This is a genomic window from Alcanivorax sp., assembly GCF_040119285.1.
Lineage (GTDB): Bacteria > Pseudomonadota > Gammaproteobacteria > Pseudomonadales > Alcanivoracaceae > Alcanivorax.
Genome location: NZ_JBEDTY010000033.1, coordinates 1 through 17,623, shown reverse-complemented (window position 1 = coordinate 17,623; position 17,623 = coordinate 1). Strand labels below are relative to the sequence as shown.

Sequence of the window (17,623 nt, the reverse complement as noted above, 5' to 3'; positions counted from 1 at the left end):
TATTCGCCAGGAAGGTCAGCACGGCATTGTCCATGATCGTTTCAACGATGTGATGGCCAGCCAGGGCGTGGATGTAGATAAGGTCACTACGAATTTAAGGACGTTTATTCGCACCACACAAAAGTACTTGCCGAAGAAGTATCAGCTCGCCATGACTGCGGCGTTTGAGCACTTTACGGCAACCTTGGGCGAAACAATGGTCAGCGAGAAAAGCGACATGTTCCGCGAGGCCGACCCGGTAATGAGGGCTCTATTTCTTTGGCACGGGGTTGAAGAAGTAGAGCACAAGGCTGTGGCCTATGATCTTTATCAGGGAGCGGCTGGGGGGGGCTACCTGACTCGTGCCTCGGCGCTGGTGGTTGCGACACTGATGGTTCATTTGGTCGTGGCACCGGTATTCTGGAATATGCTCAAGCTTGATGGTGTCACGCGCCAGCCCGGTGTGATTCTGAAGGGTTTGAACAAACTTTATGGGCGAAAAGGTATTCTCACAGGAATGTTGCCTGATTTTCTTGCCTGGTTTCGTCCCGGGTTTCACCCTTGGGACACCGGTATGCCTGAGAAGGTTGCCGCCTGGTTGGCAGAGTATGAGGCTCATGGTGATCCAATGCAGGCATCGGAGACTATTTATGGTCCGGATCCTGTGAGAGAGGCAGCCTGATGCAGACCAACGATCAGGGTAACCCCGGTGCCTTTGATTTTCGGCACACTCATAGGCCCGGACGCCACTGTGGAAGTTCAGCTATCAGGGATCTTCTGGAGTTTCATGGGCTTAATTTAACTGAAGCTTTCTGCTTCGGTCTCGGTGCCGGGCTTGGTATTACTTATGTGGAAATACCAGGCACGGACACCCCGTTTATTGTCCATGTCCGTTCAATGGGATTTGAGGAAACGGTGTTCTCTACACTGGGCGTGCCGTTTCGCTGGGAAACTTGGCAAGATAAATGTGCTGCCGCCGATGCGCTGGATGCCCATCTTGATGCGGGGCGGCCTGCGCTTCTCTTAACTGATATTTTTTACCTTCCTTATTTCAAGAGCAGTACACATTTCCCCGGTCACGCCATCGTCGCCTGGCAGCGAGCCGAGAAGGGCGAGACGATGCTCGTTAGCGATACCGAGCGCCCAGGGCTTTTAGAGGTGCCTCGTGACAAGTTGGTTGAAGCCAGATTCTCCTTGTCGCCACCCTTTATCCATCATGGTTCATTGTTCGCACCCGAAAGTGTTTCGGTTCAGGTGTCTGCCGAGAACGTGCGCAGTGCGATTGTGAAGAATGCAGATAATCTCCTGCAAGGAAGCAGGAATCACGGTATTCAAGCGCTAACAACTTGGATCCAGGAACTTCCTCGCTGGAAGGCAGTGGATAAATGGCAATGGTTGCTCCGTTTCGCCTATCAAGTGATCGAGAAGCGTGGAACGGGGGGCAGCGGCTTTAGAGCGATGTATTCAGAATTTCTCGATGAAGCGAGTGAAATTGTTCCTGAAATACATGAGGCAGGCTTGGTCGAGTTGATGCGAACGAGTGCTGCGGCATGGTCCGCTCTGGCTGATTGTCTGCGAAAGGGGTCCGAAAGTGAAACATTCCCTGAAGAGGCAATAACGGACGCCATTGAATCTGTGCGTGTTGCAGAGACCCGGTATGCGGATGCCGCTTCAACATTCTGATAAAAAGTTGCTAACTATGACAGCTGAGACATCACTCCCGAGAGAACTGCTTGCCGCAAAGGCTTTTTTTGGTTCAGGGCATCCGTTGTTCAGGGTTTTTGGTATCGCAATGGATGACATTACCAAAGATGGCGCGGTAATGAGCATGCCTTGTGTGGAAGAGGTTTGTGATCAACAGGGAAAGCTTCATCGGGGAGCCATCGCTACCTTGCTTGATACGGCATGTGGTTTGGCGATTTTTGTGCGCCTCGGCGACATGCGCCCAATTGCGACAATTGACTTGCGCGTTGATTTCATCGCTAACCCCGAGGCTGGCGAAGGGGTGGCATGTAATGTCACCTGTTTTGCAGTTGAAGAAAATATTGCCTATGTCCGTGGAGAGGCATTTGGGCGTGATGGCGGCAATTTGCTGGCGTCGGTATCAGGCAGTTTTGCGATAGGAACGGCAGGCCCGTCCTTTGATCAATCTGTGAATCCTAGCAATAAGAGAGCCCCCTCCAAGAAAAAAACAATCGATGATGAAGGAATCATCAGCTTCGAAACAGAAAGGGTAACCGCTCTCTCTACTGTGGTCGGCGATGTATCACCATACGAAAAATTTCTTGGTATGACGGCTTCGGACGATAACGGCGAAGCAACCTATAAAATGCCGTTTCGCGAGCAGCACATTGGCAACCCTCTGATCAAGACTTTTCATGGCGGTATTATCGCAAGCTTCGCGGAGCTTGTTGCTGGCGCGCACTTAACAGCGAATCAGACTGAACAAAATAAGCCAGTATGTTCAAGTATGACTCTGGATTATTTGCGCCCGGCCTTTGCGGGTACGTTGGTGGCCAAGCCGAACATTATTCGTGAAGGAAAGCGCTTCATTGTGGTTGTTGTGGATGTGTTTCTTGATGGCGCCCAGGTTTCCCGAGGTCGCTTCATTTATAAGAGAGCCTTCGCTTCCAGCTAATCCAATCTATAAACAACCCTCCCCCCTTCCTTTTCTGCCTCAATAGAGGAGTTCTGTTATGTATATTTCACAGACTTTGCGCCGTGCGGTTCAATTAAACGGCCAAGGTACGGCTACCGTTTTTGCTGGTCGGCGGCAAACCTGGCGAGAGTTTGAAGACCGTATCGCATGCCTTGCTAACGGGTTGCTAAGTCTGGGCATCAATGCGGGTGACAGGGTTGCCATACTGGCATTAAACAGCGATCGCTACCTGGAGTATTTCTATGCAGTGCCGTGGGCCGGTGCGGCAGTGAATCCCGTCAATATTCGGCTCGCACCACCTGAAATCGCCTATACCTTGAATGACTCAGGTTCTAAAGTGCTTTTCGTTGATGACACCTTTGCAGCATTGCTGCCATCCCTACAGCCACAGCTTGAGTCTATCAAGCATGTTGTCTTCATGGGTGAGGGTGAGTGTCCACAAGGGTGTATTGATTATGAATCCCTTGTCGCCAACGCCGGTCGAATCCGTGACGCCAATGCTGGCGGTGACGATCTGGCGGGGCTGTTTTATACCGGTGGTACCACTGGGCGGTCAAAAGGCGTGATGCTGAGTCATGACAACCTGGTATTCAATGCCCTGAACGTGGTTGCCGAGATGGGCTATGACAGTGACACCATATATATGCATGCCGGGCCCATGTTCCACTTGGCTGATATGGCCAGCACGTTTGCCGTGACACTGGCTGCGGGGACACATGGCATTGTTCCTCGCTTTGATGTTGATGAAGTGCTGGCTTTCATTGAGCAGGAGAAAGTCACGAACACCCTGTTGGTGCCGACCATGGTCAATCTTCTAGCCTCATCTGGGCGCATCGCCAATTACGATGTCAGCAGCATAAAACGCATGCTGTATGGCGCCTCGCCAATGCCAGAGGCGGTATTGATTAGTGCTATGGAACAAATGCCGACAGTGTCATTTGCTCAGGGCTATGGCCAGACCGAAGCTTCCCCAATCATTACCTCACTCGGGCCAGAACATCACATTCCCGGCGGAGAAAAATTACGTAGCGCCGGTCGCGCAGCACTGGGTGTGGAGGTGGTGGTGCTTGATGAAAATGATCAGGTGGTATCTCAAGGTACGGTTGGCGAAATATGTGCGCGGGGACCAAACGTCATGTTGGGTTACTGGGGAATGGAATCAACAACCGCTGATACCTTGCGCAATGGTTGGCTACATACCGGCGACCTTGGCTACATGGACGAGGATGGATTTGTCTTCATCGTTGATCGAGCCAAGGACATGGTAATTAGCGGTGGAGAAAATATTTTCTCTGTTGAAGTTGAAGGTGCCATTTATAGCCATCCTGAGGTACAGGAGTGCGCGGTAATTGGTATTCCCGATGAACGCTGGGGTGAAGCTGTGCATGCAATCGTGGTGCTGCGTGAAGGAGAGCACGCCAGTGAGGCAGAGATTATCGAACATTGCCGTGAAAGAATTGCAGGTTACAAAGTGCCTCGTAGCGTTGATTTTAAGGCAGAGTCGTTGCCGGTGAGTGGGGCAGGTAAGGTGCTGAAAAACGAACTGCGAGCCCCCTTTTGGGAGAGCAACGGTAAACAGGTTAATTGAGTAATCGATGACCTTGTATTGCGAAATTTATTGGCTTGGAGGCTTCCATGAATCTGGATTTCAGTAATGACGAAAAAGAATTTCGTAAGAGTATCCGACAGTGGATGAAGGAAAATGTGCCTGATGATATTCGGCGCTGTACTGCCCGAGGAGCGATGCCAGACAAGAATATGCAGCAACGATGGGAGCGTTTGCTGGGCAGTCAAGGTTGGCTCACGTCTACTTGGCCAGAACAATTTGGTGGCCCAGGGTGGAGTGCAACCCAGCGGTATATTTTCGATCAGGAACGCGCCTCGGCAGGGGCTCCGCCAACAAGTCCTTTTGGTGTGGCCATGGTTGGGCCGGTGTTATATACCTTTGGTTCTGAAGCACAGAAGGAACGGTGGTTGCCCGGCATTCAGCGTGGCGAAACGCTATGGTGCCAAGGTTATTCTGAGCCCAATGCGGGCTCAGATCTGGCCTCGTTAAAAACGCGAGCCACGCGTAATGGCGACCATTATTTGGTTAATGGTCAAAAAATCTGGACGACACAGGCCCATTGGGCAGACATGATGTTTTGCTTGGTGCGAACGGATAGCACCGTGAAACAGCAGCAGGGTATTTCATTCCTGCTGATCGATATGAAAACCCCCGGGCTTGAAGTACGGCCGATTTATTCAATTGATGGGCATCATCACCTTAACGAAGTCTATTTTACCGACGTGAAAGTGCCTGTGGAAAATTTGGTGGGTCAAGAAGGAATGGGGTGGACCATTGCCAAGTTTCTTCTTACCCACGAACGCACCACCATTGCCGGTGTGGCGGATATTCACTACGAAATCAATCGCCTTAAAAGTGCTATCGATGCGCTACCAACGGAAACAGATAAGCAGTTGGCGGTGCGTCGGTTGGCTGGCTTGGAAGTCGATCTTATGGCACTGGAATACACCAACTTTCGCACCGTTGCTGCCACAGATGAAGGCAAGCCGTTCGGCCCAGAATCGTCAGGACTGAAAATCAAAGGCACGGAACTACAGCAAAGGGTTTCCCAAGCGATGGTGGAAATCGGAGGTTTGATGTCTTTGCCATGGGATAACGAGGAGCCCATTGGGGAGCAAATTTTTAATCAGGCCAGTCGCCGCTATAACTTCCTGCGTGCGTGCACCATCTATGGTGGATCTAACGAGATCCAGAAAAACGTGTTGGCGAAGATGTTGCTCGGATTGTGAGGTGAAAAATGGATTTCAAGTTACCCGAAAATACCACCATGATTGCGGATACCGCGCGCCGTTATCTTAAAGACAACTATTCATTTGACAGCTACATTGCACAGTTGAATGAGAGTAATCACCTTGAAGCGAATCGCTGGCAGGCCATGAATGATTTGGGTTGGTTTGGCCTTCCGTTTGCTGAATCTGTTGGAGGGTATGGCGGCTCATTGCTTGACGTGTGCGCCATTGTTCAGGAGTTAGGAGCCGCGCTTTGTCTTGACCCTTTTGTCGATTTAATTGTTTCCCCCGGCAAGTTATTGGAGTTCGCCAATACGCCAACATCCTTGGCGTTGCTTGATCGCATTATTTCTGGTGAGGCACGTGTGGCTTGCGGTCTTTATGACCGGCATGCCGGTTATCACGTGCTGAACCCTTCCTTGAGGCTAAACGGAGAACGACTTTCCGGGCAGAAGCACGTTGTGTCTGATGGTGGCGTTGCAGACGCCGTGCTCGTCTCCGCTATGTCTGGTGATGAGTTGGCCATTGTCGCGCTACCTTTCGACGCCTGTGACGTTGAAAGATATCGACTGCTCGATGGAAGCCGTGCTGCCAGTTTGACGCTTGATGATGTGCTCATCACAGACGAAATGGTTTTGTGTCGTGGTGATGCGGCAAAGCAAGCGGTTTCTGCCTGGTTCGATTATCTGTGCGCATTGGACTGCGCACGTATGTACGGCGCCTGCCGAGAGGTGTATCAGGCCACTCTGGAATACGCTCGAACGCGTAAACAGTTTGGTACAACGATTGGCAGTTTTCAGGTAATCCAGCACTACCTTGTTGATGCGTTTATTGATCTCCAGCAGCTGGAATCCATGCTCTTGATGGTGTCAGTAAAAGGAGAGAGCGCAAACGTCTGTGAGCGCGGGCGCGCGACAGCGGCGGCAAAGGCTTACTACGCAAACCGGGCCGTTGGTATCACTCAGCAAGGTATCCAGATCCATGGTGGCGTTGGTGTTACGGAAGAGCTGAACATTGGCCATTACTTCCGTCTGGTGACACATGCATCATTGAGTCATGGCGACCGAGAGCACCACATGTCACGGTTTATTCAGGCGGGGGAGAAGCAAAATGAAGTCGTTTGATTTTATCGTCGTGGGGGCGGGCTCTTCGGGCTGTGTTCTTGCCAACCGGTTAAGCGAGTGCGGCAAGTATTCCGTTTGTCTTATTGAGGCCGGCCCCCACGATAATAGCGGTTTTATTAATATTCCGTTTGGACTCATCGGTCTAATTAAACAAGGAAAGCGAAACTGGGGCTACGACACCGCGCCACAGAGTCACCTTAATAAAAGGCGCCTCTACTGGCCGCGAGGAAAAACACTGGGGGGCAGCAGCTCAATCAATGCCATGGTCTACATTCGAGGCCAACAACAAGACTATGATGACTGGGCAGCGCAAGGCGCAACAGGGTGGGCGTGGAAAGATGTGCAGCCGGTATTCAATGCACATGAAAACAATGAACAATACTCCGCTGACAATTGGCATGGTGTGGGTGGGCCACTGAATGTTACCCGAGTCAGGGATGTTAACCCGTTAACCCCGCTGTTTATTAAGTCCGGTGAAGAGCTGGGTTATACCCGAAACGATGATTTTAACGGGCCGGAACAGAAAGGCTTTGGCCGGTTTCAGGTAACACAAAAAGAAGGGCGCCGATGGAGTGCCGCGCGTGCTTTCCTGGATCCTGCACGTGGCCGCGATAACCTGCACATCATGACGGATGTGCAGGTAACCAAGGTGTTACTGGATTGCGGCAGGGCGATTGGCGTCGAAATTTGTGATAGTGATGGTGCTCAATCGGTCATTCGTACGAACAAAGAAGTCATCCTGTCCGGTGGGGCGATCAATACCCCTCAGTTGCTGATGTTGTCGGGTATTGGAGAGCGAGAGCACCTATCGAAAATCGGCATCACCTGTTTGCAAGACTCGCCGGAAGTTGGGGAGAACCTTCAAGATCACCTTGATATGACCGTCATGATCAAGGACAAAAGCCGTCAATCAATCGGCATGTCACCGTTTTTTATACCTCGGCTGATTAGTGCCTTCTACCAGTATTTTCGTCATCGGCGCGGCTTTCTTGCCAGTAACGCGGCGGAAGCAGGGGCTTTTGTCAGCCTGCTCAGCGAGCCGGATCGTCCGGATGCTCAGCTACACTTTTTACCGGCTTATCTTCGAGATCATGGACGTCAGTTGACGCCTGGGTTTGGTTGTACGATTCATGTGTGCCAACTCAGGCCTAAGAGTCGAGGACAGATTCGATTGGCCAATAGCGATCCATTTGCTGCGCCTTTGATAGACCCAAACTATCTTTCTCATCCTGACGATATTCTTGTGCTCCGTGAAGGCGTGAAACTAGCCAGAAAAGTGTTTCACAGTCATTCTTTCAGCTCTGCTTTTGGCGGTGATGACGAACCGGCTTCCAGCGTGGAGAGTGATGACCAGATTGACGCGGATATTCGCCAGCGCGCTGAAACAATCTACCATCCCGTCGGCACTTGCCGAATGGGTAGTGATGAAAAAGCGGTGGTGGATGTCCGTCTGCGGGTAAACGGTGTGAAGGGGTTGCGTGTCGCCGATGCCTCGATCATGCCACTGTTGATCAGTGGTAATACGAACGCGCCATGTATGATGATTGGCGAGCGAGCGGCACAATTCATTCTAGAGGATGCGCAATAAAGATCGGCTAGAGAAAAGCTATGATAAAAGGTGTAATGCCGGAGTTGCATGGAAGCAATTCCGGCATTTTTTTGTGTGTCTTTTAGCAAACGGTGGTGACAGAGTCGTCAACTATTCAGAGGTTCCCTAAACCCCCTTGAGCATTATTATGCCGCCGGATTGCTATACAGCTCATGCAGTTGGCCACCTTCAGCGAACAACTTCTCACGCCACAGTTTTTCCAGCCCTTTGGTGTCATGTTGATCAGGGTGGAAATCCGGCTGAATGAACTCAGGAAGGCGCGAAAGGATTTGCGATACAAACCCGTTACGACCTAGCAAAATATTCAGACCTTTAACATTATCGCTGATGTTGCCGAGCTGGCCGTCTTTGACAAGCATCCAGCTCCAGGTGATGCCCAGCATCGGCAGCAAGACGACCATCGAGGCGAGGGCTGCAGCCACGCGCTCTGTACGGCTGTTACCAATAAGCTCATATACGTCGTAGGCAACAGATTTGTGTTCCAGCTCTTCGAGCGCATGCCACTGCCATATTTTGAGCATTTCAGGGTCTGCCTGGCGTACAAAATTCTCGTCTTCAAGTAGCTGCTCGGCGAGAAGCGCAGTAAAGTGCTCCATAAACGTGGTGGCGGCTAGCCGAGTGCTCGGCGGCAACTTCTCTAGTATGGCCAAGCCAATTTTGACAAACCGATCTGGCGACTGCATGTCATAGCCGTACTCGGCGAGAATCTGGTTCAGCCTGTCGTGCTCTCGTCCGTGAATGGCCTCCTGCCCCATGAAGCCCGATATGGCCGCCCGTAGAGATTCGTCCTTAACCTGACCACGAAAGTGTCTAACGGACTCCATGAAATAGCGTTCACCAGGTGGGAAAAAACCGGAGAGCATGGCAAAGAAAGTCGTTGCTGTGGCATTTCCAGCATAAAAATACTTTGGAATGGAATCCGGAAATTGAAAATTGATATGACGCGGTGGAATGCCCACCAGCGCGCCGCTGAGTTTCTTAATGCTTTTTACCGTATTAGACGAGCGCATATCGCCTCCAATCAATAATGTGATAGTTAAAGAGAAAAATGTCAGGCCATGCCCTGATGCGTTTTTTTATTTTTGCTGCTTTGCTGTTTTTTAAACATAATTTCAAGCAAGCGTTGGTAGCCTGTGGGTATCAGTCTCTGTGTGGTGTCCAGCATGACCGCGTCACCGCCTACCAAAACTCTTCGCCGGTTTTTCCGCACGCCTTTCAGGATGGTTCTAGCGGCAGCTTCGGGTGTGGTCATGGCAATTTTTTCGAACATGCTGGCAATCTCTTCTTTGTCGCCCATGTTCATGCTGCCCATGTCTCCCATGCGACTATTACGCGCGATGTTAGTCTTTACTCCACCTGGATGAACGCAAGTCGCGCTGACAAGGCCGCCCGCGATATCCAGCTCTTCACGTAATGATTCTGTAAATCCGCGAACAGCAAATTTTGCGGCGTTGTAGGCTGACTGGGTTGGAACACCGATAATGCCGAAAACGCTGGAGATATTGACGATATGGCCTTCACCTATTTTCTGGAGATGGGGAAGAAATGCCTTTGTACCGTATACGACACCCCAGAAATTGATATTCATCAGCCATTCAAAGTTTTCATAGCTCATGTTCTCGACGGTCTCACCCAGTCCCACACCGGCATTGTTCATGATGAGATTTACTTTTCCGTGTGTTGATACGGTATCTTCCGCGTATTGATAAACCGCATTTTTGTTGCTGACATCAACAACATGAGTGCTGATGTTGACGGCGTAGCCTGCCAGTAATTCGACCGTCTTCTCTAGGCTTTCTTCGCTGATATCAGAGATCGCTAAGTGGCAACCTTCTTTTGCTAGAGCAATCGCCGTGGCTTGCCCGATGCCCGACCCGGCGCCAGTGATCGCCGCGACTTTTCCTGAAAATGATTTCATCGTTGCGCCTCTATATTGATGTGTTGCTCAGAAGTTTTTGGACGAGATTGCGTTTCGTTTTATGTAGGTTTGTCGTTTCGAATTTAAGGTGGCCATCATTCATTTTTCCATAACGAAGCGCCGGCAGGTCGTGAAGATAATCGTTGAGGTTTTGCCAAGGATCTTTGTTGCCTTGGCGTGGCAGGCGGTCATCAGCACGTTGAATGTAGCCAGATCGAAGGTTGAGAAAGTTGACATCAGAGCCACACCCTTCCTCGTCGATAGGGGTCACCTTTTCTGCGCCTGTCTTGCGCATATGCTTGAGAAGCCGACAAACAAATTCGGAGGCAATATCTGCCTTGAGGGTCCAGGACGCGTTGGTATAGCCAAAGACCAGTGCCATATTAGGCACTTTTTCAAGCATTAAGCCTTTGTACATCATGGTGTTTGAGAGATTGACGTGCGTACCATCAACACGTAGCTCTGCGCCGCCCAACATTTGCAAATCCAGACCGGTAGCTGTGACGATAATATCGGCAGGTATCCAATCCCCAGATTCCAGTTTTATACCGGTTTTGGTGACATTTTTTATATGATCCGTCACCACGGAAGCCTTGCCTTCACGAAGCACCTTGAACAGATCCCCCTTGGGAACTGCGCACATTCGTTCCTCCCATGGGTTGTAGTGAGGTTGAAAATGCTTCATGTCGATATCCGGCCCCAGTTGTTTGCGAGCAGCGGCCAGCAGTAATCTGCGGATCGCTTTGGGCTTACGAATCGATAGGTTAAATACGGTTCTCTGCAGCAGGATATTGCGTGTGCGCGCCATGCGGTAAACAAGCATTTCTGGCAGTACTCGGCGCAGGTTTTTCGAGATGAGATCTTGCTCAGGGACGGAGGCAACATAAGTAGGGGAGCGCTGTAACATGGTGACATGCGCAGCGCGGTCGGTCATCGCGGGCACCAGTGTTACGGCGGTGGCGCCGCTGCCGATCACGACAACTCGCTTACCCGTATAGTCGTAGTTATCTGGCCAGTGCTGCGGGTGAATTACGTCGCCGCCAAAGCGATTGATTCCAGGAATTTTCGGTGTGTAGCCGGCGTCATAGTTATAATAACCGGTACAGTTGAGGACAAACCCAGCGGTGAAAACTTCTTCTTCACCGGTTTCCTCGTTCAACGCGGTAACCGTCCAGCGATTGAATTCGCTGCTCCAGTCCTCGGCAGTGACTTTCAGGCCAAAATGAATTTTCTTGTGGACCTGATGATGCTCAGCGGTTTCTTCGATGTAATTGCGAATAGAGGGGCCATCGGCAAGCATCTTGGTGTCTGTCCAAGGCCGAAAGTTATAGCCGAGTGTGAACATATCGGAGTCCGAACGGATGCCGGGATAGCGAAATAAATCCCAGGTGCCACCAACGCGCTTGCGTCGCTCAAGGATGCCATAGCGTAGATCTGGGCACTTGCGGCTTAGGTGACAAGCCGCACCGACGCCGGAAAGGCCCGCGCCAATGATCAGCACGTCGAGGTGTTTATGTTTCATGGTGTAAGTCTCCGATCGGTGGAGCGTATGTGATTTCCTTGCGGGTCAAGGTGCTGAAGAAAGTCCAGCACTGCTCCGGTAAAAATACTGTTGCGGTCACCCGCTACCATATGACCTGCTTGATGGATTACTCGGTACTTGGCATGTGGCACGAGGGCTAATAATTCCTGGGCTCCTGCTTCGCTGAGTACATCACTGTGATGGCCGCGGATGAGTAATATCGGTAATTTGAGTTTGCTTGCTGCAAGATTGAGTCGCGCTCGGCCGAACATGCCTTCATTTGCTTCAGGGATTACCGCATGATCAAGAAACGCAGGATCCCAGTGCCAATGGAGACGGCCATTAGCGTCCTGGCGGAGGTTTTTTCGCAAGCCCTGTGAGCTTGATGGTGCTTTTCGTGTTGGGTTATAGGCAGCCACGGCATCCTGAACCTGATCCAGAGAGTCGAAACCGTCAGGGTGGCGGCGCATGAACTCAATCACCCGGCGAACGCCTTTGGTCTCAAGCCGTGGGGCCACATCCACCAGTACCAGACCTCGACAGGGCAAGGGGGGCTCCTCCCCAAGGGTAAGCATGGCCGTCAGTCCGCCCATTGACGCTCCCACGATATAAGGTGATGTGGGAAGTGATTGGATGATGACGCGGAGGTCTGATACCAGCGCGGTACCGCTGTAATCACCTTCAGGGGACCACTGGCTTTGACCATGACCGCGGGCATCAATGCTGGTAGCGCAGTACCCGGATCTGGCCAGAGCTGTTGCCGTGTGCGCCCAAGCATGACGGGTCTGTCCGCCGCCATGAAGCAGGAGCACCTGCGGTGACTTCGGATCTCCGAACTGGGTTGCACTTAGAACCAATCCGCCGTTTCCCAGGAACTGTATGTCCCTGCCAGATTCCGGTGAGTGCTTTGAACCGCGCCAGTTAAGGCTTGCGGGGCTGTCGTGAGGATGCATCATTATAGACATTTATTTATTTGGCTAAACAACCAAATAATAGCGTTTCATCTACACAAAGAAAAGTCCTATTTGAAGATATAGATGATCATTCAGCGGTGTTGTATACGGAGAGGACAGAAAAAAGCCCCCATAAAGGGGGCATGAAAGTGCATAGGCACTAGGGGAACGGCTTAAAAATCTTTTACCGGCAAAAAGGTGAAGGTCAGGTCTACGCCAAGGGGGGGGACTTCCAGCTCGATACCCGCCAAGCCGATGCCAAGGAGGTCAATCTTGGCCGGTATGATGAGAGGCTCCGGGTTGCGGACTTTCAGAATTAGACGGCCATCGTCAACAAAGCGAAGAGGGCCTTCCAAGGTGACTCCGGTTATTACCTTGCTGCGGATGTCATGTCCAAGCTCAATAATTAGCCGTGGCTCTAACTCTGGTGCATCCACCATGAGATCAAACGTAGTACTGAACCAGGGACCATCCGGGGTTTCGGTGATATAGCCCGTAATGGGGTGATTGTTTTCGTATCCCAACCGAAGGACCAAAGGGCCAGTGTCTAGCGGAATTGTGATTAACCCGAGTGCTCGAGCTTCCAGAAAGACACTGGTCGTTGGGAGAACGGTAGGGAAGACTTTGGCAATGACGGCGCCGGTGACTTCATTTGAGGTCATTGGGTCGCTGTCGATGAGGCGTCGGTTGATGGTGACATCCGGCTCATACTGGCTTACCCCGGCTTGCAAGGCGCCTGACCCGATAAAGGCAAATTTCTTTTCCGGGCAATCGTCGCCTATACCACAGCCAATGTTGGCATTGGTTATTACACCTGATTTACTTTTGAGCCTAAGCTGCAGATAGTTGGCATCGGCAATGGCTCCGCCGTTACCATCGGGTAGCGCGCCTTGCTCTTTGTCATCGATGGTGAGGTTAGCGTTAACATCTGCTACTGGGAGAGAGCGTAAAGATACGCGAGTGATCTGATCCTCTTCCCCAGTGATCACGAAGTGATTTGTTAGCTCAGGACCTCCCTCTCGAAGCCCCGGAGCAGAGGAGCTGGACTGAGAGATCTGGCGTGTTTGTAACGGTGCGCCATCAGCTGAGCATATTGCATCGATGCCACAAGCAGGAGAGTTTTGCTCGGAGTGCAGGGTGTAGCGATAAAGCTCGCCAATCTGCCAGGGGTTGTCCGGAAAAAACTCGATTCGCTGGGCAAGCACCTTGAGACGACCATTGATGGGCTCCCATACGGTGTTTTCGCTATCAAAGTGCTCAACAACAAAAGTCTGGTCGTTGACTGTGTCTCCGTCGATAGTACGGCTGAAGATAACCCGGATACTAAAATCCTTAAAGAGGTTTGGTACTGGATAAAGCGGGTCGGTATTTTTGCCGCCCACGCATCGACCGTTCCGCCAGTTTTCGCGTTCGCCGGTAAGAACAGCCCCGGTTAGTGCGCATGGGTAACCAGGGAAAACAGCGGAGACAAGTGGTGCTCGTAATTCGTTGGCGTTGCCATTGGGAAGAACTAAGTCCGGCAAACGAATGTCTAGGGTCTTGTCATCGTTAAGTGGGGCTCCCTGAGTATCTCGAAGCAGGCTGGTAAGAGTGATCTGAATGTCTTTATCGTGTTGAAGGATGTCTCCACCGATGATAATTGTGGCGCCATCGTGCCTCATGGGAAAGTTTTGTTCTATGCCATCAACTGAAATCTGCAAAGCGCCGTCAAGAAAAACTGAAGCCGGGTCCAATGGTTTGTTGAAGTTCAGGATAACGGGGTCACCAGGCCTTGCATTGGGTTGGAATATTTCCCCCGGTGCCCAAGACTGGAGCTGCAAGGGCCGAGTGTCTTGGCTTGGGGTAGGCGCTTGGCGCTGGTTCTGATAGGCCTCCATGCGGAATGAGAGCAGACCGGATGCCTTCTCCAAGCCCAGTACTTCAGGTTCAACCACACTGACCGCATCCAGTACCAGTACACCATCCTTTACAACGGCTAAACCCGCTACCTGAACATTAAGCAGGTTCTGGCTGAGAGCCGCATTGGACTCTTGACCTGCTGCAGTCATTGCTGCGTCCATATTAAGCAGGGCATAGCGGGGAACCGATGGGGAATCACTGAATGGATTCGGGATCAGATACCCGTTAGCGTCGCTGAGTATCGTGATGGTGACTTCACCGGTTTCCAGCCCGGACGGTATTTCGCCCAGTATATTAACGTCCACGGGGGTGCCTCGGAGTACGGAACCAGCGGGTACTCGCAGTGGAACGGCATTAGGAAAGTTGGGAGCAAAAGCCAGATCTGCAGCCAGGTCCCCGTTCAACCCGGTAAATGATTCATCTCCCAGCACAAAGGATTGTACTGGAACCTGATTGATCGGGTTGCCGGTTAAAGTTGACACTAGTTCAGGTTGCTCAGCTCCAAGACTGCCAACTTTGAGAACGGATGTCGCGCGGGGAAGTGTCGAATCAGGAATAAAAGTACGATTGTATTCCGGTAGCTCAGCGCCGGTTGTTTGAGCGAGCAAACCCGTGATGGTTAGTGTGTGCTCAACGGGTTTCAGGTCTTGATGAGGGTCAAGGGTTAGGTGGCGGCCCTGCAGGAATAGGGATGCGGGCACCAGCTTGCCTAGATTATCACGAAGTTGAATAGATCCATCTTCATCATATTCTGTGCTTGTTGGATCAATCGTTTGATTGAACGACATCCTGAAGGTGCTCATGTCATTGGGGTGACTGGCATCATCAATCGATTCAAGCAATGAAGGCTGGTCCAAAGGGGTGGCTGAAAGCAGCATAAAGGGACCGGTTCCCATGCTTTTCGATGCGCCCGCTTGATTGCCTGCAGTACGAAACTGAACCTGGGCTACGGAGTCGTTATCAATGGATCCCAAACCATCACCGTTGACAACTAGATGGTACCTTTCAGCCGGGAGCAGGCGGGATTGAGGGTGCAGAGCCAATCCTCTGCCGTTGTCTATTACTTGATAGTCAACCATGACACTGCTGCCATCTATATCGCTGATCAGTTGTAGTCGGGCATCAATGTCATCAATTACCGCTTGATCTAGCACGCTAGAGAAGCGCAGGACCACAGGCGCGGTAGGTGGCACTTCTGTCTGGCCGGGATATGGGTAGGAAAAAATCAGTGTATCCGGTGTGCTCCATTGATTGGTCACATTGCCCTTGTCGCCACCGCAACCTGTCAACTGACTTGCTATGACTATGGCCACGCTAATAAACAGTGTGCTAATGATGTGTGATTTTTTATTCATTGCTCTTCTCCAGGTATTAATCGCATGCATGCTGTTAAAATTTCAGCGATAGGGAGGAAGAAAATACGTTTATTTCACCATCGGCCCGTACAGTCTCGTAAGGTGACGGATCGGTGGGAGAGTTAATGGAGGTTAATTCGAAATCAGCCTCATCCAGCATTTGATACTGGTAAGCGAAGGCAACCTCCAGCGGCATATTAATTACCGGGGCACTGGCTATCCGATAGCTTGCGCCTAGCCCGAAAACTTTTTTATCTGTGTCCAAATAATTGACGTCTTGGGAGCGGGTGGACTTTAAGGGTGACTCCTCCAAGGCTGCGCCAGCAAAGAGCTTCATGGATTCCGACCACTGATAACTGATGCCAATACGGGGAATAGTGATGTCGTCAAACGCGAGATTGGCCTGGTCTCGAACAGTGTCACTCGCAAACTCGCGTCCGAGCGCAGACCATTTGTGCTGCTCGATGCCTGCCGTCAGTTCGAATTGTCCTACTGGAAGCAAAAAGGCTGCACCGAGAACCTCGGGCTGATAAGTGTCGATTGTACTCAGTGCCAGACTCAGACCTGGTTCGGGTATAACCCCTGGCACAACCACATTGGCATCGACTGAAACTTCGTAACTACTTTCACCGCGCCAAAATAGTGCGAATTCCAACTTGTCCATGCCGAAAGGCATGCACTGACTGGTACCGCAAAACATTTCGCCAGAGCGGATGTTGATTCCCAGGGCCGGCGATAGTGACGGAGATGCTTCGAGAGAAAGCTTTTCTGAATCAGTGTTGCCGCCAAGGTCGGAGACTGTTTCCAGGTTTGCTTTGGCTTCCAGGGTCAGGCGCGCAGATGCGCCGACGTCGACGCCTCTCAGGATATTACTAATGGCACCACCAAACGCGAGATAAAGTGGCTGCGATTCATAGCGTAGAAACTGCCCTTCCTGGTTAGTGTTCGCTTGGTATGGCAGCAGGTTGGATGAGTATTCGTCAACGCCAACGTTAAGCCCGAAATATATGGGCTTGTCGATACTTGAGATGCCGGCTATGCGACTTTTGAAACCGATTAATAATAGTTCGGAACTGGTATCGGAGAGCACATCATTCTCGCGTGCTAAAGGCGCGGCTCCCCCCAGGGATTTAGCACGTAATTCCTGGTCACCATATTGCACGATGACGCTCAGCTCGCCTTCCGGTGAGCCGGCCATGGCTGCTGGGTTGTAATAAACCGACCAGCTGTTGGATGCAAAAGGGCTGAACGCCAAGGCGGTGCCGGCATTCATAGGGCCTAGCCCATAATTAGTTGCTCCGTCGCCAGCTCCCGCAATGCTTAAACCGGGGAGTAGTGCGGCTCCGCAAGCGAAAAAAAGAAAAGGCAATTGTTTTGTTTTTGTTGAAGACATTATGAGCTCCTGAGATATGTTGTTCTAGTTCTTAATATGGTTGGTTGATCAACCAAAATTATCGAAAGCTTTGATTGGTGTATCTATGACTGTGCTGACTTCTTGCCTTGTCGCTCCGATATTTCCCGCATTAATGCGTATTACACCGCCGTCGCCTATGACGAGATGCAGTGCCCTATTGCCGATTAGGGGTGAGGCCACCATCTGAAGTAATGCCTGCTGTGGATGAATTCCAGGCACACCCATAGATAGACGTCATCTGTATGTTTTTCCGAAATGGTCCTCACTGGTTTGTGTCCCGAAGCCAGCATGGTTGCCCAGTTCACTGAACCGGTAGTGCTCCATCGGTAAATGTTTGGCCCGCCACAGCATTTCCAGAGAGGTAGAGGGGCGCAGCATTGGCGCGTCACCATGGT

At 51.3% G+C, this 17,623-nt stretch carries 13 protein-coding genes; 7 read left to right on the top strand and 6 right to left on the bottom strand.

The genetic code is table 11. The features are described 5' to 3' along the window. The 7 genes from ABNH10_RS12465 to ABNH10_RS12435 all read left to right on the top strand — a co-directional run. The coding region (locus tag ABNH10_RS12465; protein WP_349386237.1) for a metal-dependent hydrolase at nt 1–661 on the top strand (661 nt) is incomplete at its 5' end. After that, the gene (locus tag ABNH10_RS12460; protein WP_007150864.1) at nt 661–1,662 is read left to right on the top strand and encodes a BtrH N-terminal domain-containing protein; all 1,002 of its coding nucleotides are present in this window, start codon (nt 661–663) and stop codon (nt 1,660–1,662) included. The genes ABNH10_RS12465 and ABNH10_RS12460, both read left to right, overlap by 1 nt. After that, nucleotides 1,637–2,617, top strand: a complete 981-nt coding sequence (locus ABNH10_RS12455) for a PaaI family thioesterase (RefSeq protein WP_230457772.1) — start codon at nt 1,637–1,639, stop codon at nt 2,615–2,617. Before ABNH10_RS12460 ends, ABNH10_RS12455 begins: the two co-directional genes overlap by 26 nt. A gap of 58 nt (nt 2,618–2,675) precedes the next feature. Further along, nucleotides 2,676–4,226, top strand: a complete 1,551-nt coding sequence (locus ABNH10_RS12450) for a long-chain-fatty-acid--CoA ligase (RefSeq protein ID WP_008930249.1) — start codon at nt 2,676–2,678, stop codon at nt 4,224–4,226. Between the two features lie 47 nt (nt 4,227–4,273). Beyond that, the gene (locus ABNH10_RS12445) at nt 4,274–5,434 is read left to right on the top strand and encodes an acyl-CoA dehydrogenase family protein (RefSeq protein ID WP_007150215.1); all 1,161 of its coding nucleotides are present in this window, start codon (nt 4,274–4,276) and stop codon (nt 5,432–5,434) included. Between the two features lie 8 nt (nt 5,435–5,442). Next, the gene (locus ABNH10_RS12440) at nt 5,443–6,558 is read left to right on the top strand and encodes an acyl-CoA dehydrogenase family protein (protein WP_008930247.1); all 1,116 of its coding nucleotides are present in this window, start codon (nt 5,443–5,445) and stop codon (nt 6,556–6,558) included. Then, nucleotides 6,545–8,146: a GMC family oxidoreductase gene (locus tag ABNH10_RS12435; RefSeq protein ID WP_035248738.1), complete on the top strand. Its 1,602-nt coding sequence runs from the start codon at nt 6,545–6,547 to the stop codon at nt 8,144–8,146. Before ABNH10_RS12440 ends, ABNH10_RS12435 begins: the two co-directional genes overlap by 14 nt. Nucleotides 8,147–8,292: 146 nt before the next feature. Here the strand turns inward: ABNH10_RS12435 and ABNH10_RS12430 are convergent, their stop codons facing one another. The 6 genes from ABNH10_RS12430 to ABNH10_RS12405 all read right to left on the bottom strand — a co-directional run bounded on the left by ABNH10_RS12430 (nt 8,293) and on the right by ABNH10_RS12405 (nt 17,207). After that, nucleotides 8,293–9,177, bottom strand: a complete 885-nt coding sequence (locus ABNH10_RS12430) for a metal-dependent hydrolase (RefSeq protein WP_007149555.1) — start codon at nt 9,175–9,177, stop codon at nt 8,293–8,295. Between the two features lie 41 nt (nt 9,178–9,218). Continuing rightward, entirely contained in the window at nt 9,219–10,085 is an 867-nt protein-coding gene (locus tag ABNH10_RS12425; protein ID WP_007150445.1) for an SDR family NAD(P)-dependent oxidoreductase, read from the bottom strand. Between the two features lie 10 nt (nt 10,086–10,095). Next, entirely contained in the window at nt 10,096–11,607 is a 1,512-nt protein-coding gene (locus ABNH10_RS12420) for a flavin-containing monooxygenase (RefSeq protein ID WP_008930244.1), read from the bottom strand. Next, nucleotides 11,604–12,560: an alpha/beta fold hydrolase gene (locus ABNH10_RS12415; RefSeq protein ID WP_349386238.1), complete on the bottom strand. Its 957-nt coding sequence runs from the start codon at nt 12,558–12,560 to the stop codon at nt 11,604–11,606. The genes ABNH10_RS12420 and ABNH10_RS12415 overlap by 4 nt, the downstream gene beginning before the upstream one ends. 173 nt (nt 12,561–12,733) lie before the next feature. After that, nucleotides 12,734–15,814, bottom strand: coding sequence for an Ig-like domain-containing domain (locus tag ABNH10_RS12410; RefSeq protein ID WP_052042939.1), 3,081 nt, complete (start codon nt 15,812–15,814; stop codon nt 12,734–12,736). A gap of 34 nt (nt 15,815–15,848) precedes the next feature. Then, nucleotides 15,849–17,207 (bottom strand): OmpP1/FadL family transporter, encoded by a 1,359-nt coding sequence (locus ABNH10_RS12405; protein ID WP_299126958.1) that lies wholly within the window; start codon nt 17,205–17,207, stop codon nt 15,849–15,851. Nucleotides 17,208–17,623 lie beyond the last annotated feature (416 nt).

Excerpts from the sequence above, each read along its gene's own strand:
- ABNH10_RS12460 (WP_007150864.1), top strand. The coding sequence starts at position 661 with ATGCAGACCAACGATCAGGGTAACCCCGGTGCCTTTGATTTTCGGCAC.
- ABNH10_RS12455 (WP_230457772.1), top strand. The coding sequence starts at position 1,637 with ATGCGGATGCCGCTTCAACATTCTGATAAAAAGTTGCTAACTATGACA.
- ABNH10_RS12450 (WP_008930249.1), top strand. The coding sequence starts at position 2,676 with ATGTATATTTCACAGACTTTGCGCCGTGCGGTTCAATTAAACGGCCAA.
- ABNH10_RS12445 (WP_007150215.1), top strand. The coding sequence starts at position 4,274 with ATGAATCTGGATTTCAGTAATGACGAAAAAGAATTTCGTAAGAGTATC.
- ABNH10_RS12440 (WP_008930247.1), top strand. The coding sequence starts at position 5,443 with ATGGATTTCAAGTTACCCGAAAATACCACCATGATTGCGGATACCGCG.
- ABNH10_RS12435 (WP_035248738.1), top strand. The coding sequence starts at position 6,545 with ATGAAGTCGTTTGATTTTATCGTCGTGGGGGCGGGCTCTTCGGGCTGT.
- ABNH10_RS12430 (WP_007149555.1), bottom strand. The coding sequence starts at position 9,177 with ATGCGCTCGTCTAATACGGTAAAAAGCATTAAGAAACTCAGCGGCGCG.
- ABNH10_RS12425 (WP_007150445.1), bottom strand. The coding sequence starts at position 10,085 with ATGAAATCATTTTCAGGAAAAGTCGCGGCGATCACTGGCGCCGGGTCG.
- ABNH10_RS12420 (WP_008930244.1), bottom strand. The coding sequence starts at position 11,607 with ATGAAACATAAACACCTCGACGTGCTGATCATTGGCGCGGGCCTTTCC.
- ABNH10_RS12415 (WP_349386238.1), bottom strand. The coding sequence starts at position 12,560 with ATGCATCCTCACGACAGCCCCGCAAGCCTTAACTGGCGCGGTTCAAAG.
- ABNH10_RS12410 (WP_052042939.1), bottom strand. The coding sequence starts at position 15,814 with ATGAATAAAAAATCACACATCATTAGCACACTGTTTATTAGCGTGGCC.
- ABNH10_RS12405 (WP_299126958.1), bottom strand. The coding sequence starts at position 17,207 with ATGTCTTCAACAAAAACAAAACAATTGCCTTTTCTTTTTTTCGCTTGC.